This is a genomic window from Stappia sp. WLB 29 (assembly GCF_023507705.1).
GTDB lineage: Bacteria > Pseudomonadota > Alphaproteobacteria > Rhizobiales > Stappiaceae > Stappia.
The window spans coordinates 428,259-450,142 of the sequence record NZ_JALBGD010000002.1; the positions used below are offsets into that span (position 1 = coordinate 428,259).

The window sequence follows — 21,884 nt, forward strand, 5'->3', positions numbered from 1 at the left end:
CTGTCTCCTCCCCCTCTTGGTCCGCTCTCGGGTCCGCTCGGCCTTACGACGGCGCCTGCTGCGGGCGTGCGGCGCTGCCTGTCGCCCCGCTGAGGGCGGCGAGGAACGCCTCCTGCCAGGCGCGGGCATCGTGCCGCATGACATGGTCGAGCAGGGCTTCGTGCCGGCGCCGGCGTTCGGCCAGGGGCATGGTCAGCGCCCGGTAGAGCGTTCGTGCCATCTCGTCGGTGTCGTAGGGGTTGACGAGCAGCGCCTCGTGCATCTCCTCGGCCGCACCGGCAAAGCGCGACAGGACGAGGACACCGGGGTTCTCCGGATCCTGCGCCGCCACGTATTCCTTGGCGACCAGGTTCATGCCGTCGCGCAAGGGGGTGACGAAGCCGACCTGGCTGCCGCGCATCAGGGGCGCGAGCTTGGCGCGGTCGACGCTCCGGTGGATGTAGCGGATCGGCGTCCAGTTGAAATCGGCGAGCCGGCCGTTGATCGCGCCGACCAGCGCCTCCAACTCGGCGCGGATGTCGCCATAGGCGCCCACTTTCTCGCGGGTCGGCGGGGCGACCTGCAGGTAGGTCACCGACTTTTCCAGCTCCGGATGCTGCGCCATCAGCCGGTCGAAGGCCTTCAGCCGCTCCGGCAGGCCCTTGGAATAGTCGAGCCGGTCGACGCCGATGATCTGGCGCCGGCCGAGCACCTGCCGGCGCATCAGGTCGATCTGCACCTCGTCGTCCGCCTCGCGGGTCATGGCGGCAAAGCCCTGCGCGTCGATGCCGATGGGGAAGCGGTCGACCGTCACCGTGCGGGTTCCGACGCGGAACCGGGTGTCGTCCAGCTGCACGGCCGAGCTGCGCTCGGCGAGATAGGCCTTGAGGTTGCCCGCATCCGCCTGGGTCTGGAAGCCGATCACGTCGTAGTCCAGCAGCGCCTCGACCAGCTCGGCATGGTTGGGCGAGGCCACCAGGATGTCGGGCGGGGGGAAGGGGATGTGCAGGAAGAAGCCGATCCGCTGGCGGCAACCGGCCCTGCGCAGGCAGCGGGCGAGCGGGATCAGGTGATAGTCGTGCACCCAGACGAGATCGCCGTCCTTCAGGAAGGGCATCAGTTGCCGCGCGAAGGTCTCGTTGACCCGCTGGTAGCTCTCGTAGAAGGCCGGCCGGTAGTCCACGAGGTCGAGCCGGTAGTGGAAGAGCGGCCACAAAACGCTGTTGGCATAGCCGAGATAGTAGCCGGCAACATCCTTCGGCGACAGCGGCACCGTCACCTGCTCGGCCGGGCCGACCCGCTCCACCTGCACCTCGCCCCCGGTGACGCCGTCGGGCGCTCCGTTCCAGCCGAACCAGATGCCGTCGCGCTCCTTCAGCGTTTCGGCGAGCCCCACCGCCAGGCCGCCGGCCTGGCCGGTGTTGCGCAGGTTGGCGACGCGGTTGGAGACGACGACCAGCCGGCCGGTCTCCGCATCGCCGCCGATCTCCTCCAGATGCGCGGAGGCGTCCGGCGTGGCGGCCGTGCCTGCCAGGGCCACGGGAATGTCGCTCGGGGGAACGGGAGATGGAGGGCTCGACAATTGGGTCATGGCGCGAAGCTTCCTGCTGAGCTGGCGGATGTCCGGTCGTATGACCAACGCGGCCGGCGGCCGATTTGTTCCGCCCGCAGGCCGGGTCCGGCCGGGTCCGTTTCAGGTCTCGCCGGGATAGGCGCTGCCCTTCAGCAGGCGCGCCAGATGGGCGGTGTTGCGCGCCAGCGTGGCGGCGGTGGACGTCACCTTGTCCGGGACGGTCTCGAGGTCCTGGAAGTCGACCGACCCCATCGCCTCTCCCACCCAGTAGGCGACGGCGTTGGGCGCCAGGGTGAAGCCGACGTCGTTGAGCGCCTGGTAGAGTTCGGCCGAGACATGATGCGCGCCGTCCTCGTTGCCGACCACGGCGACCGCCGCCACGCGGCCATAGGAGACCATCCGTCCCTGGTCGTCGGTTTCCGACAGGAACGCGTCCATCCGCTCCAGAGCGCGCTTGCACACGCTGGAGGGCTGGCCGAGCCAGATCGGCGTGCCGAGGATCAGGATGTCGGCGGCGAGGATGCGCCGGCGCAGGTCCGGCCAGGCATCGCCTTCGCCCTCGTCCGAGGTGACGCCGGGCTTGATGTCGTGGTCGGCGAGGCGGACGATTTCGCCCTCGACGCCGTGGCGGGCCAGCGCGTCCAGCACCAGCTGCAACATGCTCCGGGTGGACGAGGCGCCGCCGGCGGAGGTCTTCAGCGTGGCGTTGAGGGCGATCGCCGTCAGCTTTCCGGGGTCCTTGCGGTCGGCCATGTCACGGGGCTCTGTCCGTCAGCTCGGTCGCCCCCTCGTGGGCTGCGCAATGGGCGCAGCAATAGATCGTGTCGCCCTGCTCGACGCCGTGGCCGATCACCCGGCAGCCGCAATGCGCGCAGGTCGGCGCGAGCGTCTGGATGGCGCATTCGAAGCTGTCGAAGACGTAGGTTTCGCCCGCCATCGTCACTTCGAAGGACTTGTCGTAGTCGTTTCCGCATTGGTGGCATGTGCCCATGGGGGGACTCCTTTCCGGTCTTGTCGCCTCCCGAACAGGCAGGAGCCGCCGAGGTTCCGGAAAGCTGCAAAAATCCTCATCCGCCGAAACGAGCCCAAAACGAGGAAGACCGGCGGACGGAACATTGCCCGCCCTTTCCGGGTTGAACGGGGGAAGTTGAACGGGGGGAAGAGTTCCGGCGCGTGACTGCCTGCCGGACTGTTCCTTCGCCAACAGCCTTGAGGAGACACGAAATGGATCCGCTGAAGAAACCCGACCGTTCGGCGCAACGAGAGGAAACGCGCGAGGAGGGGCCGCAGCTGGAACAGCAGGATTGGGACGCGCTGGAAGGCGAGGCGCCCTTCACGGGCCGGGTGCCGGCGGACGCAAACGGGCGGCCGCTTCCCGAGCTGCCGCTTGCCGAGCCGGATGGCGAGCTGCCCGGCGAGGAGGCCGACAACCCGTACCAGCGCAGCGACGAGGCGCTGCCGGACGACGACGCAGAGGCGGTGATCCGCCGCAATCCGTCGCGGGAAGGCGGGCGTTTCGACGAGGTGTAGGCGAATGCGCGGCCGCTTCGATGGAACAACCCGGCCGGTCGCGGCGTTGAGAGGGCAGTTCAGCAACGAGGAGAAAGTCCGTGCACAACATCATTTATATCGTCGGCCTCGTCGTGGTCGTGGTCGCCATTCTTTCCTTCCTCGGCTTCGGCTGAGGTCGGCGCTGCCCGCGACCCACCGGGAGCGTCATGATCCCGTCGACACATGATCATCAACGCAAAGGACACAGGATGGCCGAGAACCGGAACAAACGAACCGAACCGCTCGAAGTGGCGCCGGGCAGGGCGCGTCAGGGAACGGGCTCGCCCCGCATCCTGATCCTGCTGGTGGTGTCGCTCGTGCTGGCGCTGCTCGCCTGGTGGGGGCTCGACATCTACCGGGAAGCGGCGCTCGCTCCCGAGGAGCAGACCGAAGAACTGACCGGCGGCGAGCGCTACGAGCCGTCTTCGCCGGTCTTGCCGGACGAGACGTTGAGACGCGAACCGGAGGGCGCGACCGAATAGGTCGGGCCTTCTCGGTTCGCGGGCGGCGGGTTGCCGGAGGGGGCGAGGTTTTCAAGGCCTGCCCTATATCTTTGCTCCCCACACCCCGATGATATTGCGAACGCGGCGCACGCCGCCGACCTCCAGAGCGATCTGCGAACATCTGGCGATCTCTTCGGTGCTGGCAACTGTCCCGGCCAGCGTAATGCCACCGTGATCGGCGGTCACCATCACGTCCGAGGCGTCGACGGTGCCGTCGTTCGCCAGCGCCGAGGCGACCTGAGCCTCCAGCTCCGCGGCGGGCGAGGGGTCGGAAAGAAATTCGGGGGGCTCGCCGAAAAACCGCCTGTCCTTGTGAACCATGTCCGCCTCCTGTGACCTGGGCCTACGACTTGGACGCATGTTCGGGCTTGCCCTTGCGGGAAGTGGAGGCCAGCTCCTCGAGTTCCTTCTCGGTCATGGACTCCATCATTTCCCTGGAGGCCCCCTTCAGGTCGCTCTTGTCGGTCTCGCCGCGTTTCGCCGACAGGGCGGCGCCGGCGGCTTTCTGCTGGGACTTGGATTTTGCGGGCATCTTTTCTCTCCCATCCGGTTGTCTCAGCCCCTTCAACTGTCGGCGCCTGCGAATGTTCCCTCCGGTCCTGCGCGAACATTTGGCGCGCCCGGCAGTTGTGCTCCCGAACCAGAATCGCAAACCGGGGACGCCGCAATGACCATCATCGCCAGTTGGCTGCCAGGAACGGGGACGCCGAACGACCGGGCCAGGGACCGGCCTGCGAACCGGAGGAGGGCGGCTTGCCGATGACCGTGCAATCCTCACCTGCCACCCTCGGCACCTTCACCCAGCGGCTGGTCGCCGTCAGCCTCGTCATCGTCGCCGCGCTGACCCTGTGGCAGCTGCGCAGCCTGCTGCTCCTGGTCTTTGCCGCCATCCTGTTCGCTGTCGTCCTGCGCAGCCTCGCCGACCTCCTCGCGCGGCCGACGGGCCTTGGCGAGGGGTGGTCCTTCGTCGTCGCCACAGCGGCGGCGGTTGTCGCGGTGGCCGTGTTCGTCACCATGCTCGGCGCCCAGCTGCAGGCGCAGCTGCTCGAGCTGTGGGACCGTCTGCCGGAACTGTTGGCGCCGGTGGAGACCTGGCTCGGCAGCGGCGATGTCGGCGAATGGCTGGTCGAGCGGGCGGAGGCCATGGTCTCGGAAGGGGCGGTGATGAGCCGGATCGCCGGCTTGTCCGGCTGGGCCGCCACGCTCCTTGCCAATGTGCTTCTGGTTGCGGCGGCCGGGCTCTATATCGGCTTTCGGCCCGGGATGTATCGCGGCGGCGTGCTCGCGCTGTTTCCCCGCCGGGCGCGGCCGGCGGCGGGCGCGACCATGGATGCGCTGGGCAGCGCGCTGCAGCGCTGGCTGATGGGCCAGCTGGCCTCGATGGTGGTGGTCGGCACGCTGACGTTTCTCGGCCTGTGGGTCATCGGCCTTGAGGCGTCGCTGGCCCTGGCCTTCATCGCCGGCCTTCTCGAGTTCATTCCGTTCTTCGGCCCGGTCCTTGCCACGGTGCCGGCGCTCGCCCTGGCGCTGGGCGTGGACACCACGACCGCGATCTGGGTGCTGCTGCTCTATCTCGGGATCCAGCAGTTCGAGGGTAATGTGCTCAACCCCCTGATCCAGCAGCAGGCCGTCTCGTTGCCCCCCGCCGTGACGATGTTCGCGCTGCTGGCCTTCGGCGTCCTGTTCGGACCCTTGGGGGTCCTGCTTGCAACGCCGCTCGCCGTCGTCTGCCTGGTCGTGGTCAAGCAGATCTGGACCGGCCGGGTCTTGGGCGAGCCCGTCTCGCTGCCGGGAAAAGATCGCGTGCGGCGGGAACAAGCCGGGCCGGCGCAGGTTATGCAGCAGGAGACAGCGCCATGAGCATGCGAAATTCGTGTCAGGAAAATCCCCGTCCCGAGCCGGGGCCGACACCGGCGCCGACGCCCTTTCCGCCGCCGCCCGTGCGCGAGCCGGATCCCGGGCGGCTGCCGGACGAGGATCCCTTGCCCAATCCGGACGAAACCGATAGCCCGCCGCAGCATGCACGAGATGCCTGGAAAGAGCGGGGCGATAGGCCCGCTTGGTCGGGCAAGGTGTATTATGACTTGCTCGCCAAGGCTGCGGCGGGGGCGGGACGAGGCGCCGGGAACGAGGCGCAGGAATGCAGGACCGACATGACCTTTGGCAACGACGATAAAGCCGGCAAGACGACACGCCGGCCCCACCAGCCCAGTCCGCTGGGCGGGCGCTATTTCGCCGACCTTTTGAAAAACGTCGAAAACGAGCCCGTGCCGGACCGGCTTCTCGATCTTGCGCATCAGCTGGAGCAAGCGCTGGCTGAGCGGCACGGCAAGCGCGGCGGCAAACCGGAAAACGGCGACCCCGACAAGGGGTGACGACGTAGCAAGACGGGTACCGGAACGGGCTCGCAGGCCCGTTTCCTCGCTGTGCCCGTCGCAGGTTCGGGAACAATCCGGCCGGAACGGCGTTTCGGTTTCGACCGCGAGGGGGAACCGATATGCCAGACGTCTATTGCGGACCGGCGCCAGCGCCGCAGACCCTGCTCTTTGCCTGGAACTTCGACTTGGTCGCCATCGCGCTCTGCGCGGCGATCCTCGGGGCCCATGCCGCTTCCGGCCGGCGGGACGGCCGGTCGCTGGCCTTCGCCGGCACCGGCGTGCTGGCGCTGCTGTTTCTCTCCCCGCTCTGCGCCCTCACCGTTTCGCTGTTTTCCGCCCGTGTCGCCCATCATGCGCTGCTGATCGGCGTTGCCGCGCCGTTGCTGGCGCTGGCCTTTCGCAGCGTCCGTCTTCTCGCGCCCGCCTTGCCGCTCGGCGTGCTGACCGTGCTCAACGCGCTGCTGCTGTGGTTCTGGCACGTGCCGCAGGTCTATGACGTCGCCATCGTCGGCGCATTGCCCTACTGGACCATGCAGCTCAGCCTGCTTTTCGCCGCCTTCGCCCTGTGGCGCGGGGTGCTCGCGCCGACCGCACATCCCGGATCCGCGCTGTTCGCCCTGCTTGCGACCATGGTGCAGATGGGCATGCTCGGCGCGCTGCTCACCTTCGCTCGCACGCCGCTCTATGCGGCGCATTCGCTCACCACGCAGCCTTTCGGCCTCTCGCCGCTGGCGGACCAGCAGCTCGCGGGCCTGATCATGTGGGTTCCCGCCTCGCTGCCCTATCTGGTGGCCGCGCTCCTGCTGCTCTCGGCGCAGCTGGCGCCCGCCTCGCGGCGCGTGCGCTGATGTTGTGGGTCAAGGCGCTGCACATCGCCGCCATCGCCGTCTGGGTCGCCGGGCTGGTCTGCCTGCCGGGGCTCTATCTGCGCCGCGCTCATGTCCGTGACGAGACCGCCTTCAACACGCTGCACGTCACCGTGCGGTTCCTCTATGTGGCGATCGTCTCGCCGGCGGCCTTCGTCGCCGTCGGCAGCGGCACCGCGCTGGTGTTCCTGCGGCAGACCTTCGATGCGTGGTTCCAGCTCAAGCTCGCCTTCGTCGCGGTCCTGGTCGCGCTGCACGTCCTTGCCGGGACCGTCATCATCGGGCTGTTCCGGCGGGGCAGTGCCTATCCGCTCTGGCGAGGGATGATCGCCACGACGGCCGTCTCGGTCACGGCTGCCGCGATCCTCGTCGTGGTGCTCGCCAAGCCGGACTTTGCGGACCTGCTGCCGCCGATCCTGTCCGAGCCCGGCGGGCTCCGGCGTCTTGCCGGCGCGCTCAGTCCTTTTCGGAGATGATGAGGCCGATGCCGTGATCGAACACGAGTTTGCCGCCATGCCAGCCCGCCAGCCCGGTGAAGACGCTGGCCAGCACCGACAGCATCAGGCCTTGCGGCAGCACCGCGTCGGGGTCGGTCAGCCGCAGGCCCCAATTGGTGCCGGCGGTTGCGATCAGCATCATCGCGGCCACGGCATGGGTCCAGCTCGCCACGCGGATGCGGATGCCGGACACCAGCAGCAGCTCGGCGGTTCCGACAAGTCCTGCCCCCACGCCGGCGAAGAAGGCGATGCCCGCCGACCACAGGCCGGCACGCAGCCAGAACGGATCGCCCGACCACCAGTAGAACACGTCGCAGCCCAGCGTCGCGACGACCAGGGCGATGGGAAAATGCACGCTCATGGCATGCAGCGGGTGCCCCGCAACGGCAACGGTGGAGGCGACGGGCTCGTCGGCCACCGCCTCGATGACCGGGCTGTCCGTGTCGTCCATTTCGTTCATTGTATCCCTTCCTTTGTCAGGAAAAGCCGCGGCACGAGGGTTTTGTTCCGCTTCGGCGCGATTCTGGCCGGCGGTCTCGTCCTGTCGGCCTGCGACGGACCGCTGTCGGCGCTGCAGCCGGAAGGGCCGGCGGCGCGCGGCATCGGCACGCTGTGGTGGATCATGCTGGTTGCCGGAACGGCGATTTTCCTCGCCGTCGCCGCGGTGCTGGTGCTGGCCTTCGTCCGACCCGCCTGGCTGCGCCGCTTCGGCGGGACACGGCTGATCCTGTGGGGCGGGCTCGTCGTTCCGCTCGTCGTCCTGGCCGGCCTGGTGACGGCGGCCTTCGCGCTGGGCGAGCGGGTTCTGGTGGTGCGCCAGGACGAGGCCCTGCGAATCGAGGCCATGGCGCGCCGGTGGTCCTGGCACTTCCGCTATCCGGGCGGCCATGAGACGGTCGACCTTCTCCACCTGCCGGCCGGGCGCGATGTCGACATCGTCCTGACCAGCGAGGACGTCATCCACGGTTTCTGGGTGCCGCGTCTCGGCGGCAAGCTCGACGCCATTCCGGGCCATACCAACATCATCCGCCTCAGGGCGGACCGGCCCGGCACCTATGGCGGGGTCTGCGCCGAATATTGCGGCATCGGTCATGCGCCGATGCGCTTTTCCGTCGAGGCGCACGAGCCGGAAGCCTTCGCACGGGCCGTCGGCCTGCCGCCGGATGAGGCAGGGGGCATGGCAGCTGACGGGGAGGGCGGACGATGAACCGGAACCTGCCGCCGCAGGGGGAAGAGACCCCCACACCGCCCCCCGCCGATCCGATCCGCCTGCACCGGGAGCTTGCCGCCCTGTGGGACACGCCGGCCGGCAGGCAGCAGCTCGGTGCCGTCAACCACTCCATCCTCGGCAAGCGGTTCATCCTCGCCGCCTTCTTCTTCTTCGGGGTCGGCGGACTGCTCGCCATGCTGATCCGCGTGCAGCTCGCCACCTCCGGCACGGCTTTCGTCGGGCCGGAGATCTACGGCCAGCTCTTCACCATGCACGGCACGGTGATGATGTTCCTGTTCGCGATCCCGATGTTCGAAGGGTTCGCGATCTACCTCTTGCCCAAGCTGCTGGGCGCGCGCGATCTCGCCTTCCCGCGCCTCACCGCCTACGGCTTCTGGTGCTACATCTTCGGCGCCACGATCCTGCTCTTCGCCATGATCGCCGGCGTTGCGCCCGACAGCGGCTGGTTCATGTACACGCCGCTGTCCTCCGCGACCTACTCGCCCGGCATCAATGCCGATGTCTGGCTGCTCGGCATCACCTTCGTGGAGATCTCGGCGCTGTCGGCGGCGGTCGAGATCACCGTCTCGGTGTTGAAGGTGCGTGCGCCGGGCATGAGCCTTGCCCGCATGCCGATCCTGGCGTGGTACCTGCTCATCACCGCCCTGATGATGCTGTTCGGCTTTCCGCCGCTGATCCTCGGCTCGATCCTGCTGGAGCTGGAGCGGGCCGCCGATCTGCCGTTCTTCGATCCGACGAGAGGCGGCGACTCGCTCCTGTGGCAGCACCTGTTCTGGCTGTTCGGCCATCCGGAGGTCTACATCATCTTCCTGCCGGCAGCCGGGGCGATCTCGATGATGATCCCGACCTTCGCCCGGCACGAGCTGGTCGGCTACCGCGCGGTCATCGTCGCGGTGATCGCCATGGCCTTCCTGTCCTTCGGCCTGTGGGTCCACCACATGTTCACCGTCGGCATTCCGCATCTGGCGCTGGCCTTCTTCTCCGCCGCCAGCGGGCTGGTGGCGATTCCCACCGCGGTGCAGATCTTCGCCTGGATCGCGACGCTGGCGGCGGGGCGGCCGCGCTTCGACGTGCCGATGCTCTATCTCGGTGGGTTCTTCTTCATCTTCGTCGTCGGCGGACTGACCGGCGTCATGCTGGCGATGGTGCCGTTCAACTGGCAGGCGCACGACACGCATTTCGTCGTCGCGCATCTGCACTACGTGCTGGTCGGCGGCTTCGTCTTCCCGATGATGGCCGCCGCCTATTACTGGCTGCCGCACTTCACCGGGCGGCTTGCCGAGCACCGGCTGTCGAAAACCGCGTTCTGGGCGATCTTCATCGGCTTCAACCTGACCTTCTTCCACATGCACCTGACGGGCCTGCGCGGCATGCCGCGCCGGGTCGATACCTATCCCGTCGAGGCGCGGCTCGACTGGCTCAACCTCCTGTCCTCCGTCGGCTCCTTCGTCATGACCATCGGCTTTGCCCTGTTCGTCGTCGACCTGGTGGTCCACATGCGCTTCGGGCGCAGGTTCCGGCGCAATCCCTGGGCCGCGCGCACGCTGGAATGGGCGATGCCGACGCCCCCGACCTCTTATGCCTTCGCCTCGCTGCCGCATATCGAGGAGCGGGGCGACCGGCTCTCGCCCGCACGGGAGGGCGCACGGCTCGCCGGCGGGCGCGGCTATCTCGGCTTCACCCGCAACGGCTGGATGGAGACGCTCGGCGTCGACATGGTCGGCGGTCGGCCGGACCAGCTGATCGTGCTGCCGCGCCAGACCTTCCTGCCGCTGTGGAGCGGGCTCCTCACCGCCGCCATGGTCCTGTGCCTGCTCGCCAAGGTCTATTGGCTGGCGCTCGCGGCCTTCCTTGCCGTCGTCGTTTCGCTGCTGGCCTGGACCGGCGCCACCGGCGCGCGGCAGGACGTGGGAGCGCTTCCCATCGGCAACGGTGCCTCCGCCCGCCCGCATTGGGAGACCGAGGGGCCTCCCTCCTGGTGGGCGATGGTGCTCACCTGTGCCGCCGAGGCGACGCTGTTCTCCTCGCTGCTGTTCGGCGGGCTGTTCCTGTGGCTCGTCGCGCCGCAATGGCCGCCGGCCCGCCCGGCAATGCCCGATCCCTTGCTTGCCGCCGCTTGCGCCGTCCTCCTGGTGCTGGCCGCACTGTCCGGGCGGGGCGGTCTTGCCTCGCTGCTCCGCGAGCGCTCTCCCGCCTTGGGCCTTGTCCTTTGCGCGCTCGCCCATGGCGGGGCGGCGCTTTTGTTCGCGCTGATGGCGGCGCGCGTGCCAACGCCGACAGCGCATGCGCACAACGCGACGGCGCTGGTGCTGCTGGCCCTTTGCGGTCTCAGGGCCGGCTTCGGCGCGGTCCTTGCCGGCTATGGGCTTTGGCGCTTGCGGGCCGGTTTCCTATCGGCGGCGCGCAGCCTCGACCTTCGCATCGGCCGGGTCTGGCACGACTATGCCGCCGCCACCGGCCTCATCGGCCTGGGTGCCGCTTTCGCCTTCGCCTGGCTGGCGACATCTGGGGGGGCGGGCTCGTGAGGCCGCGCAGCCTCCTGCTTCTCGGGGCCGGCTTCACGGTCTGGGCGGTGGCCTTCGTCGCGCTCTACGCCATGCTGTCGGTCGGCTGTCGCTTCGGCTGGCACGAGGTGGCCCTCGACATGGCCGGCGGCCTGTCGCTGCAGCGTCTGCAACTGATTGCGATCTTCCTCGTGCACCTGGCGGCCGGGGCGGCGGTGGTCGTGGTGCTGCGGTTGTGGAAGGACCGGGGTTTTCTCTATCCGCTTGCCTATTTCGCGGCGATCGCGGCGCTCGGCGCCAGCGTTTTTTCCTTTGCCGGCGTCTTCTTCCTGTCCACCTGCCAGTGAGGCGACGGCCTTCGCAAAATAATGCGGCATCAGCGCGGATCTTCGGAACATAACCCGTCGCCGCGTGTTGGCAGGGCTCCACGCAACAGGAGGACTGTCCATGTCTTGCAAGTTTCTGATCGCCGCCTCGCTCTCGCTGGGTCTTGCCACCGGCGCCGTGGCCCAGACCGCGCCCCAGACCGGCACGGATCCGGCAGCGGCCGGCACCAGCACCAGCACCGGCACCAGCACCGGTTCCGGCCTTCCGATGGGCTGGGACGGCGCCATCGGCGATGCCTTCTTCAGCGACACCGAGGCCGGCACGCTGCGCTCGGAAGGCGAGGTGCGGGCGAACTGGGATACGCTTAGCAGCGAGCAGCAGGCTCAGGTGCGTTCCCACTGCGCCAGCGTCGACACCGCCAGCAACGTCAGCACGACGCCGGGTGCGGGCAGCGACGTGACCGGCTCGACCGGGTCCGCCGGTGGCCAGCCGCCCGCGGGCACGGCGCTGCCGACCGCGAAGTCGGACCACACCGCGTCCATCCAGCAGGCTTGCGGCTGGATCAAGGAGTAACCGCTGTTGATCGGCGGTTGCCGGATCGAGGGAGGCGGCCTGCGCGGCCTGCCTCCCTCCGGCCCCGCGCATGCTTGGGGACACTGCGATGACGTCCAGCACCGAAGATCGCGGATCTTCAGATGAGGGTCTGCTCGTGACATGGGGGTGCGAGGACGTGCCGACCCATCAGGCGCAGACCCATATGGCCCTTGCCCGGCATGCCGCCGTGCTCCTGCGCCGCCGCTACGGCGGCCGCCTGGAAGATGTCGGCGACGCCGAGGCCTGCTATTGCATTCCCCGTAGCACGCTCCTTGCCGACGACGGCTCGGCGGTGTTCGGCCCCGCCGGGCCCGATCCTGCGCGCTTCTTCGGCGGGTGGGTGCCGGCCGGGCTCCTGGCGACCAAGGCCATCGTCCATCCGCTGGCGCCCGGCGAAACGCCGCCGGAGGGCTGGCCCGCCGCCTTTGCTGCAGCTGCCTGCGACGTGGTTCTGGTCGGGGCGAGCGCCTTCACCACAGAGGGGGCGGCGCAGGCGGGCCGCCGGCTGCTCGAGCGCGGTCCGGTGCGGGTCAAGGCGGTCGGCGCCAGCGGCGGCCTCGGCCAGTTCGTGGCACGCTCGCCGGGCGAGCTCGACCGGGTGCTGGCGCGGGTCGAGGAGATCGGCCTGCTCGCGCAAGGGCTGGTGCTGGAAGAGCATCTGGAGAATGTGAAGACCTACAGCGTCGGCGAGGTGATGCTCGGCGACCTGCATGCGGCCTATGTCGGCACGCAGGAGCTCACCCTCAGCAACACCGGCGATCAGGTCTATGGCGGCTCGCGCCTGTTCGTCGCCCGCGGCGGCTATGCCGACCTGCTGAAGCTGGTGCCGCCGGACGTGGCGAAACTCTGCGCCATGGCCATGCGCTTCGACCGGCTGGCCGAGCGCGAGCTCGGCCTCGTCGCCTCGCGGCGCAACTACGACATCATCGTCGGCACCGACCAGTCCGGCGAGCAGCGCTGCGCGGTGCTGGAACAGTCCTGGCGGGTCGGCGGGGCGAGCCCGGCCGAGCTTGCCGCGCTGGAGGTGCTGGACCGCGATCCGGCGCGCCGCCACGTTATCGCAGCTTCCGTGGAACGATACGGCGCCACGGCCGTTCCCCCTGAGAACGCCAGGCTCTATTTCCACGGCACCGATGCCGAGGTCGGGCCGGTCCTGAAATACGCTTTCGTACAGGACGCACCTTGAGGAAGACCGACACACATATCGAGGTTGCGGGCGCCCGGCTTGCCGGCCAGATCTTCGAGCCGCAGACCGGCTGGCCGGGCGTCCTCTTCGTCCACGGCTGGGGCGGCAGCCAGAAGCGCGACGAAAAGCGCTCGCGCGCCATCTCGCGGCTCGGCTGCATCTGCCTCACCTTCGACATGCGCGGCCATGGCGCCATGGATTCGGACAAGACCAAGGTCAGCCGCGCGGACAATCTGGCCGACATCTGCGCCGCCTATGACGTGCTTGCCTCGCATCCGGCGGTCGACACCTCGTCCATCGCCGTCATCGCCAGCAGCTACGGCGCCTATCTGAGCACTTTTCTTGCGACCTCGCGGCGGGTCAGGTGGCTGGCGCTGCGCGTGCCGGCGCTCTACCGCGACGAGGACTGGGACACGCCAAAGGTCTCGCTCGACCGGCGCGAGCTGCAGAAATACCGCAGCCGGCAGGTGGCGCGCGATGCCAACCGGGCCCTGCGCCACTGCCAGGATTTTTCCGGCGACGTGCTGGTGGTGGAATCGGAGAACGACCATCTCGTTCCGCATCCCACCATCGCCAGCTATCTCGCCGCCTTCAGCAATGCCTGCTCGATCACCCACCGCATCATCAAGGGCGCGGACCACGGCCTGTCGGACGCCGAAAGCCGGCGCTCCTACGACGAGCTGCTGCTGCGATGGGTACGGGAAATGGTGCTCAGCGCCCGCTGAGCATCCGCCGACCGCAAAGGAGCGCAACATGACCAAGGTCGTCTATCACGTCGTCGAGCATGACGGCGGCTGGGCCTACCGCGTCGAGGACGTCTTTTCCGAGACCTTCGCCACGGCCGACGAGGCACGCCTTGCCGCGGTGCAGGCCGCGCGCGAACAGACCCGGCCGGGCGATGCGGAGTGGATCGAATATCAGGACGAGACCGGCGCCTGGCATGTCGAGCAGGAGGCGGGCAACGACCGGCCGCAGACCGAGGTCGACAGCTGACGCCCGTTCACGCGGTCCATGGGGGCGGCAGGAGGGAGGCGGCTTCCGCCGTCCTCCACCGTTAGTCCTGAAGCGGATTCCGGATCGTCCCTTCCACCACCTCGCGCGGCCCGTCGGGGGAATGGCCGGAGCTCTCGCAATCTTCGACCGCGTAGAGCTTTTCGTCGCGAAAGGCGCTGGCAAAGCGCGTCGAGACGCCGTGCGAGGGCTTGCGGTCGATGTCGAGGAAATCCGGCTCGGCCTCGCTGGCGACGAGCCTTGCATCGCCGGCCGAGTCGGCGCGCACCAGAACGATGCCGCTGCCGCCGGCGCGCTCCCAGTTCGGATCCCATGCGGCGGCGATGGGCACGAGCTTGTAGATCCTGCGGGTCATGTCTGGCGAACCTCCCACCTTGCGTGCCGTTCCGTTACTGGGTTGTCGTTTCGCCGTCCGGCGTCTGCTGCCCGGGCAGGGCGCCGGGCGGGATCACCGGGGTCTCGCCGGCATCCGGCGCCGGCTGGACGAACTCGCCATTGTTCGAAGGCGGCGGCTCCAGCACGCCCTCGCAGTCGTCCAGCATGCCGGACAGCGTCTCGCCTTCGCCCTCCGTGCCCGGCTGGCCGGTGAGGCCCTCGCCGTCCGGATCGGGACTGAGGCGGCAGCGCTCGTCGCCCATGGCGGGCGGCTCGGCGTCCTGCTGCTGGGCGCTCGCCGGTCCGGCAAGGGCCAGCAGCGCGGCAAGGAAAAGAGGTGCGGATCTCGCTGTCACGGGAGCCTCCCTGGTTCGGATGAGGGTTCGGACTATGGTTTGGGCGATTTCGATTCCAACGCCGCAAGGGCGCCGCATGTTCCCTGCAGGATGGCGAAGCGGGACCAGCGGGCGGAAAGCTGCGGGAAAGAAACGCGGAACATGCCTGCTGTTCGCTGGTTCGTCGCAGACGGGCGGACGGCGGCCTTCGCCGTTCCGTCGCCGTCACCGCCAAATGCAGGAGATCCAGGGATGAAATCTGTCATGATCGCCGCCGGCCTCATTGCCATTGCCGCGCTGCCAGCGGCCGCGCAGGATGAGGCCCGGCAGGAGGCGAGCGCCACCTTCATCGGCCAGGACGGCCAGGAGACCGGCCGCGCCACCCTCACCGGTACGTCTTCCGGCGTGCTCATCGACCTCGAGGTGAGCGGCCTTCCCGCCGGCCAGTGGGTGGCCTTCCATGTGCACGAGACCGGCACGTGCGATGCCTCCGACGGCCACAAGTCGGCCGGCGGCCACTTCAATCCGGGCGGCGCCGATCACGGCTACCTTGCGGAAAAGGGCCCGCATGCGGGCGACATGCCGAACCAGTGGGTCGACGACGCAGGCACGCTGCGGGCGCAGGTATTCAACGCCAAGGTGACGCTGGACGGCGAGCAGGCCATTCGCGGCAAGGCGCTGATGATCCATGGCGGCAAGGACGACTATTCCAGCCAGCCGACCGGCGATGCCGGCGACCGGCGGGCCTGCGCCGTCATCGAATAAGGTCAGGCAACCCGGTCCGGCGGCGGCGGAGTGCTGCCGCCGAACTGCCTTCGTCTCATGTCCGGCGCTGCTCCAGGCCGGCCTCGACCCGTTCCAGCAGCAGCTTGATCTCGCGCGCTGCCGCCGCTTCCACGGCAAAGGCGGCCTGCGGCACCGCGCCGGGATCCTCCTGCTGGTCGGCAAGCTCCCGCCGCGCCTCCAGTTGCGCGCGCAGGTCCTGCGCTCCGCCCTGGGCGATCAGGTGGCGCAGGACGATCTCCAGCGCATCGCGCAATCCGTTGAGACGGCCTTCCAGTTCGAACGGTTCCAGCTGCGACATGGCGGCTCACCTTTGTACGATGTCGGTTGCGCCGGCGCTGCGGAAGGCCTTTTCCGCTTGGGCGCCGTTCGCGTCCTTCAACTGGACGGAGACCTCGATGGGCCCGCCCAGCGCCGGCTCGAAGGCGGAGCCTTCGTCCGGATTGGCGGCGGCGTCCGCTCCGGAGGCCTTCGTGCCGGCGCTGTTGGCTTGACGGGCCGCACCGACCGAGATGGCAGAGCGGTCGATGCCGTGCTCCTGGACGAGGTGTTCCACGGCGCGCTCGGCGTCGCCGCGCGTGGCGAAGCACCCGGTGATGCGCGAATGGCTGTCATTGGCTGCGTGATGGGTCACGGCATCTCTCCTTGCTGGCGGTCGGGCAGGGGTTTCGGCACCGAACCGTGCCGGGGCCGCAGGCGGAAGGCCCATGATCCGCAACGGGCCTTCCGCCCGTTGCGGCCTGCCGCTGTCGCGGCAGGCCACAGTGTTCCAAACCCTTGACCGGCAATCCTGTTCCACGCCCCTGCCACAGCGGTTCAATCCCGGTCTTCTCCGTTCAGGCCGGCGAGAAGCCACAGGCCGAGCAGATTGATGAGGCTGAGCAGGATGGCGACGTTGACGCGGCCGAGGCCTACGGCGAGGCCGATAGCGCCGGCGTTCCAGATACTGGCCGCGGTGGCGAGCCCGCGCACGTCGCGCCCGCGCTTGATGATCGCGCCGCCGCCAATGAAGCCGATGCCGGTGACCACGCCCTGCAGAACGCGGGCCCTGGCTTCCGTGTCGTCCGCACCGAAGTCGATGATCAGCGCGAAACCGCAGGACGCCATCGCCACGATGGGCAAGGTGCGGAAACCGGGGCTGTGCGGCCCCCGGCCGCGTTCCCAGCCGATCGGCAGGGCAAGAAGGAAGGCGGTGACGACGAACTGGAGATCGTGAAACAGGAGATCGATGTCGAGCCCGAGATCCGCCATTCGCCCGTTTCCTCTTGTCGTCCCGAGTTGCGCCCGCGCCCGCTCATCCGTCCCCGTGCACGAACTTGTTGAAGCGGCTCGTTTCGCCGTCCTCGGTTTCCTCCTGGTAGAGGAAGGTCAGCCCGTTCCTGTCGAAGATCTCGAAGAACTCGTCCCAGCCGATTTCCTCCAGCCGTTCTTCTGGCTTGCCGAAATCGATCCTGAGGATGCCGCCGGGCTCCTCGCTGCGCACGCGCGCGGGCCGGCCGCCCCGGGTCTCGGCCCATGTGCGGATCGTGTCGTGATCGGTGGTTCTGGTCGCTGATCCCATGGTTTTTCTCCGCTTCGGACAGGGAAAGAATGCTCGGGATGGAACAAGCGGCAGGCCCAGGTGTTCCGTAGATACGCGGACTTTGCGGAAAAAGCTGCCGGGCCGGCATCGAGACCTGTCGGAACTGCCTGGGGCGCACAGAAAGAGCGGCGGATCGGGAACCTTGCCGCTCACGAAAAGTTGAGTCCGTGTACGGGGTATCGGGGGCCAGCCAGATCTTGCAGTCGAGGAGGAGCCCCGATGCCGGGAATACGCACACGCGCCCGTCTAAGCGGTCCGCAATCCGAGATCGTCCACCTGATCCCCGCCCTGCGTGCCTTCGCAAGGACGTTCTACCGGGAACCGACCCATGCCGACGACCTGGTCCAGGAGACCCTGACGCGCGCGCTTACCAGCATTCATCAGTTCCGTCCGGGTACCAGCATGAAGTCGTGGCTGTTCACGATCATGCGCAACGCGTTCTACACCAAGATCAAGATCGACATGCGCGAGGCACCGGGGGCGGTCGACTGCGTGTCCCTGCGCCCGGCCGCCGACCCGACGCAGGAATGGTCGTGCCGCGGGCACGAGATCGCCGCAGCGATCGATCGTCTTCCCGAGCAGCAGCGCGAGGTCCTGGTTCTCATCGGCCTGCGCGGCGTCTCCTACGAGGAAGCGACGGAAATCTGCGGCTGCGCGATGGGCACGATCAAGAGCCGGCTCAACAGGGCCCGCCACCGGCTGCTGGAAGAGCTGGGGGAGGGCTCGCCGAATTCCTCCGTAGAGCGCGATGCCGACCATCCGGTCGCCTCCATCCAGACCTTGCGGGCGGGCTGAGGGGCTTGGGGAACCTGTCGTGCCCGTCTCCGTTCGCATGTCATGACCTTTTATATGGAGCGCCTCGAGAGCCTGTTCGACCGGCCGGACGTGGTCGGCATCGCCCTGTTCGCGGGCGCGTTGCTGGCCGGGCTTGTGGTGCAGCGGCTCGTCTTCCGCTCGCTGACCTATCTCGTCTCCGACAAGGACCTGGTGTGGCGGTCCATCGTCTCGCGCACCCGCCGGCCGAGCCAGCTTGCGGTGCTCGCCCTGGCGCTGGTCATCGCCTCCTCGCTCGCCCCGCTGTCGGCGCGCCAGGCGGATGTGGTCCAGCATCTGTTGACGGTCTGCCTCATCCTGCTGGCCGGCTGGGTGGCGCGCACCGCCATCAACATCTGGCTCGTCCTCTACCTGCGCCGGTTCAAGCTGGATGCGGAGGACAATCTTCTCGCCCGCAAGCATGTCACCCAGACGCGCATCCTGCAGCGTGTCGCCAATGTGTTGATCGTTGCCATCGTCGTGTCCTGGGTGATGATGACCTGCGAGCCGATCCGCCAATACGGCGTCAGCCTGCTCGCCTCTGCGGGCGCGGCCGGCCTGGTGGCGGGCCTCGCCCTGCAGCCGGTGCTGAAGAACCTGTTCGCCGGCATCCAGCTGGCGATCACCCAGCCGATCCGCATCGACGATGCGCTGCTGGTGGAGGGCGAGTGGGGGCGGGTCGAGGAAATCACCTCCACCTATGTCGTGCTGAAGATCTGGGACTGGCGCCGGCTGGTCCTGCCGCTCAGCTATTTCATCGAGAAGCCGTTCCAGAACTGGACGCGCGAGACCGCCTCGCTGATCGGCTCGGTGACGATCTTCCTCGACTTCACCATTCCCGTTCAGGCGGTGCGGGAGAAGGTGGAGGAAATCGCCGCGGCCTCGCCGCTGTGGGACCGGCAGGTCGTCAACGTCGCGGTGGTCGACTTCCGCGAGGAGGTCATGGAGATCCGCATCCTCGTCTCGGCCAGCGATGCCGGGCGCGCCTTCGACCTGCGCTGCGAGGTGCGCGAGAAGCTCATCGACCATATCCGTGAAACCTTCCCGCAGGCCTTGCCGCGCACCCGCGCGGAGGTCGCGGCCGTGCCGGAACGGCGCAGCGCGTAAGGCGCGCCTCATGGCGGCTGCCGCCGCGGCAGGGAACGTTTTCCTGTCTCGCGACTTATCCCTAGAGGCAGGCGCCATCCGGGCGCATGCCCGATCGCACACAGCAGGAGGACAGAACCAGATGGCCAACGCAAGCAAGAAGCACATGGGCGCCGGTTCGCAGGGCAAGGGCAGCGGCAGCGGCGCGCGCACCATCGCCGACAAGGACGTCCTCGGCGACAACATGACCCTTTCCAACCGCGACAAGTCCCGCCACGGCAAGGAGCGCGGCCTCGACAGCAAGGGTGTGCAGAACGACCAGCGGCAGGATCACGAGTCCAACCGGATCGTGCGGGACAGCTGACGCTTGTCCGTCGCATCGCGGAAGAGGGAGCGCGGCGCGCGCCCCCTTCCCCTGATGTTCCCCGTCTTGATGTTTCAAGGCAACAGCGGCACCCGGATGACACGCACAGACACCTTTTCCGACCCTTCCCCGATCATCGATACCGACCGCAATGCCTGGCGGGTGGCGCGGGCGGACCGTCTCGCCTTCCTGGTGGACGGCGACGCCTATTACCGCCAGGTCGAGGCTGCCTTGATGCAGGCACGCCGCTCTATCTGGATCGTCGGCTGGGACTTCGATCCCGAGATCCGCCTGCAGCCGCAGAACGAGGGCGCGATGACGCTCGGCGAATTGCTGCGCTCGCGGGTCGAGGCGCTGCCGGATCTCGACGTGCGCATCCTCGTGTGGGGCGAGGGGCCGGTCTATTCCAGCGGCCGCATCCCGGTGCTGCAGGACACCCAGTGGTGCGAGCATCCGCGCATCGCGCTGCATTACGATTTCGAGCATCCCTTGCGCGCCTCCCATCACCAGAAGCTGCTGGTGATCGACGAGGAACTCGCCTTCGTCGGCGGCATCGACCTGACCTCGCAGCGTTGGGACACGTCCGATCACGTGGCGCAGAACCCGCTGCGCTGCCGGCCGAACGGCGATCCTTACGGACCCGTGCACGACATCCAGGTGGCGCTGTCGGGCGAGGGCGCGCGCGTCGTTGCGGATGTTGTACGCCGGCGCTGGGGGCGGGCGGTCCCGGACGAGCTTCCCTCCGCCGAGGCGCCGGGTGAGACCTGGCCGGACGAACTGGAGCCCGACCTTACGGGGTGCGACATCGCCATCGCCCTGGCCGAGGCCGGCGGCAGCGACCACAAGCGGCGCACGGATCCGATCCAGCTTACCTGCGACGCCATCGATGCGGCGCGCGAGAGCATCTATATCGAGACCCAGTATCTCGTATCGACGCGGGTGGTCCGGCATCTGACCGCGCGCCTGCGCGAGCCGGGCGGGCCGGAAGTGGTGATCCTCGTCACCCGCGACACGCGCGGCCTTCTCGAGCAGTGGACGATGGGCTACGGCCGCACCCTGGCGATCCGCCGGCTGATGCGGGCCAACGGCGAGGGCCGGCTGCGCATCGCCTATGCGGTCGTTCCCGACGGCGAGGGCGGCGAGCAGGAAGTGCTCATCCACGCCAAGCTGGTGATCGTCGACGACCGCTTCGTGCGCGTCGGCTCGTCGAACCTCAACAACCGCTCGGAAGGTTTCGACACGGAATGCGACCTGGCGGTCGAGGCCCCGAGCGCGGGAGAGGGCGCGGGGGAGGGCGAGGCCTGCCGGCAGGCGATCGTGCGCTTGCGCAATTCTCTGCTGGCCGAGCATCTCGACGCCGATCCGGCTGCGGTCGAACGGGTGATCGCGCGCACCGGTTCGCTTACGGCCGTCATCGACGAGCTCAACGTCAACGAACGCGGCCTGCGGCCTTACCGGGTCAATCCGCGCAAGCGCGCCGGCCTGCTGCATCTGGGCTCGGGCATCGTCGATCCGAAACGGCGCTACTGGCCGCTGCAGCGCTTCCGCGAAGTCGGCAGCTTTGCCGCCGCGCGCCTCACCGGGATGTTGAAGGCGTGGTTCTAGCTTGAGGCTCCTGTCCTACAATGTGCACGGCTGCGTCGGCGGCGACCGGCGTCTCGATCTTGCCCGCATCGTCGAGGTGATCGCCGCGGCGCAGCCGGATGTCGTCGCCCTGCAGGAGCTCGATGTCGGCCGCCTGCGCAGCGGCGGCATCGACCAGGCGGAGGAGATCGCTGCGGCCCTGGAGATGACCTCCGTCTTCCATCCCGCCATGCATGTGGCGGAGGAGAAATACGGCGATGCCATCCTCACCTCGCTGCCGATGCGCGTGGTCAAGACCGGGCCGATCCCCTCGCGGGGCGAGCCGCGCGGCGCGATCTGGTGCGAGATCGAGCACGGCGCGCGCCCGCTCCACGTCTTCAACACGCATCTGGGCCTGTGGCGGGGCGAGCGGCTGGCGCAGGTGCGCACGCTGCTCGGGCCGGCCTGGCTCGGCCATCCGGAGTGCCGGGGACAGGATACGGTGCTGATGGGGGATTTCAACTCGGTGCCCTCCTCGCCCAGCTTCGCGCAGGTCGCTTCGGTGCTGCAGCTTGCCCGGCCGAGAACCGGCCGGCTTGCCGGGCCGACCTTTCCCGCGCGCCTTCCCCTGCTGCGGCTCGATCACATCTTCCTGTCGAAGGGCCTGCGCTGCCTCGACTGCACGCCTCTGCGCACGCCGCCGGCGCGCCTCGCCTCCGACCACCTGCCGCTGCTCGCCGTCCTCGAACGGAAATAGGGGAAGGAGGCCGAAGGGGGCGGGGG

General features: G+C 68.5%; 31 protein-coding genes. 19 read left to right on the forward strand and 12 right to left on the reverse strand.

Going from position 1 to position 21,884, the window contains the following annotated elements:
* Positions 1–43: 43 nt before the first annotated feature.
* The 3 genes from MNI96_RS05280 to MNI96_RS05290 all read right to left on the reverse strand — a co-directional run bounded on the left by MNI96_RS05280 (position 44) and on the right by MNI96_RS05290 (position 2,543).
* Complete coding sequence (locus MNI96_RS05280) at positions 44–1,519, reverse strand: alpha,alpha-trehalose-phosphate synthase (UDP-forming) (protein WP_249690997.1); 1,476 nt, start codon at positions 1,517–1,519, stop codon at positions 44–46.
* A 153-nt stretch (positions 1,520–1,672) separates the two neighbouring features.
* Complete coding sequence (locus tag MNI96_RS05285) at positions 1,673–2,305, reverse strand: flavodoxin family protein (protein ID WP_249690999.1); 633 nt, start codon at positions 2,303–2,305, stop codon at positions 1,673–1,675.
* Between the two features lies 1 nt (position 2,306).
* Positions 2,307–2,543, reverse strand: coding sequence for a metallothionein (locus MNI96_RS05290; RefSeq protein WP_249691001.1), 237 nt, complete (start codon positions 2,541–2,543; stop codon positions 2,307–2,309).
* Positions 2,544–2,776: 233 nt separating this feature from the next.
* Between MNI96_RS05290 and MNI96_RS05295 the strand changes: the two genes are divergently transcribed.
* Together MNI96_RS05295 and MNI96_RS05300 are read left to right on the forward strand one after the other, a co-directional pair.
* Positions 2,777–3,082, forward strand: coding sequence for a hypothetical protein (locus MNI96_RS05295; protein WP_249691004.1), 306 nt, complete (start codon positions 2,777–2,779; stop codon positions 3,080–3,082).
* Positions 3,083–3,312: 230 nt separating this feature from the next.
* Positions 3,313–3,585: a hypothetical protein gene (locus tag MNI96_RS05300; RefSeq protein ID WP_249691005.1), complete on the forward strand. Its 273-nt coding sequence runs from the start codon at positions 3,313–3,315 to the stop codon at positions 3,583–3,585.
* Positions 3,586–3,648: 63 nt separating this feature from the next.
* On the opposite strand, the gene MNI96_RS05305 is transcribed toward MNI96_RS05300, so the two are convergent.
* Both MNI96_RS05305 and MNI96_RS05310 read right to left on the reverse strand, forming a co-directional pair.
* Entirely contained in the window at positions 3,649–3,927 is a 279-nt protein-coding gene (locus tag MNI96_RS05305; protein WP_249691007.1) for a BON domain-containing protein, read from the reverse strand.
* Positions 3,928–3,949: 22 nt separating this feature from the next.
* Positions 3,950–4,138, reverse strand: a complete 189-nt coding sequence (locus MNI96_RS05310; RefSeq protein WP_249691009.1) for a DUF3008 family protein — start codon at positions 4,136–4,138, stop codon at positions 3,950–3,952.
* Positions 4,139–4,365: 227 nt separating this feature from the next.
* Here MNI96_RS05310 and MNI96_RS05315 point away from each other — a divergent pair, with 227 nt between their 5' ends.
* The 4 genes from MNI96_RS05315 to MNI96_RS05330 all read left to right on the forward strand — a co-directional run bounded on the left by MNI96_RS05315 (position 4,366) and on the right by MNI96_RS05330 (position 7,326).
* A complete protein-coding gene (locus tag MNI96_RS05315; protein ID WP_249691011.1) occupies positions 4,366–5,466 on the forward strand; it encodes an AI-2E family transporter in 1,101 nt (366 codons plus the stop codon).
* Positions 5,463–5,981, forward strand: coding sequence for a hypothetical protein (locus tag MNI96_RS05320; RefSeq protein ID WP_249691393.1), 519 nt, complete (start codon positions 5,463–5,465; stop codon positions 5,979–5,981). The genes MNI96_RS05315 and MNI96_RS05320 overlap by 4 nt, the downstream gene beginning before the upstream one ends.
* A gap of 122 nt (positions 5,982–6,103) precedes the next feature.
* On the forward strand, positions 6,104–6,832 hold the full coding sequence (locus MNI96_RS05325) for a cytochrome c oxidase assembly protein (RefSeq protein WP_249691013.1): 729 nt from the start codon (positions 6,104–6,106) through the stop codon (positions 6,830–6,832).
* The gene (locus MNI96_RS05330; protein WP_249691015.1) at positions 6,832–7,326 is read left to right on the forward strand and encodes a CopD family protein; all 495 of its coding nucleotides are present in this window, start codon (positions 6,832–6,834) and stop codon (positions 7,324–7,326) included. The genes MNI96_RS05325 and MNI96_RS05330 overlap by 1 nt, the downstream gene beginning before the upstream one ends.
* On the opposite strand, the gene MNI96_RS05335 is transcribed toward MNI96_RS05330, so the two are convergent.
* Positions 7,307–7,798: a DUF2231 domain-containing protein gene (locus MNI96_RS05335; protein ID WP_502960307.1), complete on the reverse strand. Its 492-nt coding sequence runs from the start codon at positions 7,796–7,798 to the stop codon at positions 7,307–7,309. The two genes, MNI96_RS05330 and MNI96_RS05335, sit on opposite strands and share 20 nt — an antisense overlap.
* 51 nt (positions 7,799–7,849) lie before the next feature.
* On the opposite strand from MNI96_RS05335, the gene coxB reads away from it, so the two are divergent.
* The 7 genes from coxB to MNI96_RS05370 all read left to right on the forward strand — a co-directional run bounded on the left by coxB (position 7,850) and on the right by MNI96_RS05370 (position 14,182).
* The gene (gene coxB / locus MNI96_RS05340) at positions 7,850–8,554 is read left to right on the forward strand and encodes a cytochrome c oxidase subunit II (protein WP_249691020.1); all 705 of its coding nucleotides are present in this window, start codon (positions 7,850–7,852) and stop codon (positions 8,552–8,554) included.
* Entirely contained in the window at positions 8,551–11,103 is a 2,553-nt protein-coding gene (gene ctaD / locus MNI96_RS05345) for a cytochrome c oxidase subunit I (protein WP_249691021.1), read from the forward strand. Before coxB ends, ctaD begins: the two co-directional genes overlap by 4 nt.
* The gene (locus MNI96_RS05350) at positions 11,100–11,429 is read left to right on the forward strand and encodes a hypothetical protein (protein ID WP_249691023.1); all 330 of its coding nucleotides are present in this window, start codon (positions 11,100–11,102) and stop codon (positions 11,427–11,429) included. The genes ctaD and MNI96_RS05350 overlap by 4 nt, the downstream gene beginning before the upstream one ends.
* 100 nt (positions 11,430–11,529) lie before the next feature.
* Complete coding sequence (locus MNI96_RS05355; protein ID WP_249691025.1) at positions 11,530–11,982, forward strand: hypothetical protein; 453 nt, start codon at positions 11,530–11,532, stop codon at positions 11,980–11,982.
* An 88-nt stretch (positions 11,983–12,070) separates the two neighbouring features.
* Positions 12,071–13,189, forward strand: a complete 1,119-nt coding sequence (locus MNI96_RS05360; protein ID WP_249691027.1) for a DUF3182 family protein — start codon at positions 12,071–12,073, stop codon at positions 13,187–13,189.
* Positions 13,186–13,914: an alpha/beta hydrolase family protein gene (locus tag MNI96_RS05365; protein WP_249691029.1), complete on the forward strand. Its 729-nt coding sequence runs from the start codon at positions 13,186–13,188 to the stop codon at positions 13,912–13,914. The genes MNI96_RS05360 and MNI96_RS05365 overlap by 4 nt, the downstream gene beginning before the upstream one ends.
* A gap of 28 nt (positions 13,915–13,942) precedes the next feature.
* The gene (locus MNI96_RS05370) at positions 13,943–14,182 is read left to right on the forward strand and encodes a DUF2188 domain-containing protein (RefSeq protein ID WP_249691031.1); all 240 of its coding nucleotides are present in this window, start codon (positions 13,943–13,945) and stop codon (positions 14,180–14,182) included.
* A 61-nt stretch (positions 14,183–14,243) separates the two neighbouring features.
* Here the strand turns inward: MNI96_RS05370 and MNI96_RS05375 are convergent, their stop codons facing one another.
* Together MNI96_RS05375 and MNI96_RS05380 are read right to left on the reverse strand one after the other, a co-directional pair.
* On the reverse strand, positions 14,244–14,555 hold the full coding sequence (locus MNI96_RS05375; RefSeq protein WP_249691033.1) for a hypothetical protein: 312 nt from the start codon (positions 14,553–14,555) through the stop codon (positions 14,244–14,246).
* A gap of 34 nt (positions 14,556–14,589) precedes the next feature.
* Complete coding sequence (locus MNI96_RS05380; protein WP_249691034.1) at positions 14,590–14,931, reverse strand: hypothetical protein; 342 nt, start codon at positions 14,929–14,931, stop codon at positions 14,590–14,592.
* Between the two features lie 231 nt (positions 14,932–15,162).
* On the opposite strand from MNI96_RS05380, the gene MNI96_RS05385 reads away from it, so the two are divergent.
* The gene (locus MNI96_RS05385) at positions 15,163–15,675 is read left to right on the forward strand and encodes a superoxide dismutase family protein (protein ID WP_249691037.1); all 513 of its coding nucleotides are present in this window, start codon (positions 15,163–15,165) and stop codon (positions 15,673–15,675) included.
* Positions 15,676–15,730: 55 nt separating this feature from the next.
* On the opposite strand, the gene MNI96_RS05390 is transcribed toward MNI96_RS05385, so the two are convergent.
* From MNI96_RS05390 to MNI96_RS05405, 4 genes are all read right to left on the reverse strand, one after another.
* Complete coding sequence (locus MNI96_RS05390; protein ID WP_249691045.1) at positions 15,731–15,994, reverse strand: hypothetical protein; 264 nt, start codon at positions 15,992–15,994, stop codon at positions 15,731–15,733.
* A gap of 6 nt (positions 15,995–16,000) precedes the next feature.
* Positions 16,001–16,327 (reverse strand): hypothetical protein, encoded by a 327-nt coding sequence (locus MNI96_RS05395; RefSeq protein WP_249691046.1) that lies wholly within the window; start codon positions 16,325–16,327, stop codon positions 16,001–16,003.
* 182 nt (positions 16,328–16,509) lie between these two features.
* On the reverse strand, positions 16,510–16,944 hold the full coding sequence (locus MNI96_RS05400; RefSeq protein ID WP_249691048.1) for an MgtC/SapB family protein: 435 nt from the start codon (positions 16,942–16,944) through the stop codon (positions 16,510–16,512).
* A gap of 43 nt (positions 16,945–16,987) precedes the next feature.
* The gene (locus MNI96_RS05405; protein ID WP_249691050.1) at positions 16,988–17,254 is read right to left on the reverse strand and encodes a hypothetical protein; all 267 of its coding nucleotides are present in this window, start codon (positions 17,252–17,254) and stop codon (positions 16,988–16,990) included.
* Positions 17,255–17,494: 240 nt separating this feature from the next.
* Here MNI96_RS05405 and MNI96_RS05410 point away from each other — a divergent pair, with 240 nt between their 5' ends.
* The 5 genes from MNI96_RS05410 (at position 17,495) to MNI96_RS05430 (ending at position 21,858) form a co-directional block, all read left to right on the forward strand.
* Complete coding sequence (locus MNI96_RS05410) at positions 17,495–18,070, forward strand: sigma-70 family RNA polymerase sigma factor (protein ID WP_249691052.1); 576 nt, start codon at positions 17,495–17,497, stop codon at positions 18,068–18,070.
* Positions 18,071–18,112: 42 nt separating this feature from the next.
* On the forward strand, positions 18,113–19,195 hold the full coding sequence (locus MNI96_RS05415; RefSeq protein ID WP_249691054.1) for a mechanosensitive ion channel family protein: 1,083 nt from the start codon (positions 18,113–18,115) through the stop codon (positions 19,193–19,195).
* A gap of 121 nt (positions 19,196–19,316) precedes the next feature.
* Entirely contained in the window at positions 19,317–19,538 is a 222-nt protein-coding gene (locus MNI96_RS05420) for a hypothetical protein (protein ID WP_249691055.1), read from the forward strand.
* Between the two features lie 96 nt (positions 19,539–19,634).
* A complete protein-coding gene (locus tag MNI96_RS05425; RefSeq protein ID WP_249691056.1) occupies positions 19,635–21,143 on the forward strand; it encodes a phospholipase D-like domain-containing protein in 1,509 nt (502 codons plus the stop codon).
* 1 nt (position 21,144) lies between these two features.
* A complete protein-coding gene (locus MNI96_RS05430) occupies positions 21,145–21,858 on the forward strand; it encodes an endonuclease/exonuclease/phosphatase family protein (RefSeq protein ID WP_249691057.1) in 714 nt (237 codons plus the stop codon).
* Positions 21,859–21,884: the final 26 nt, after the last annotated feature.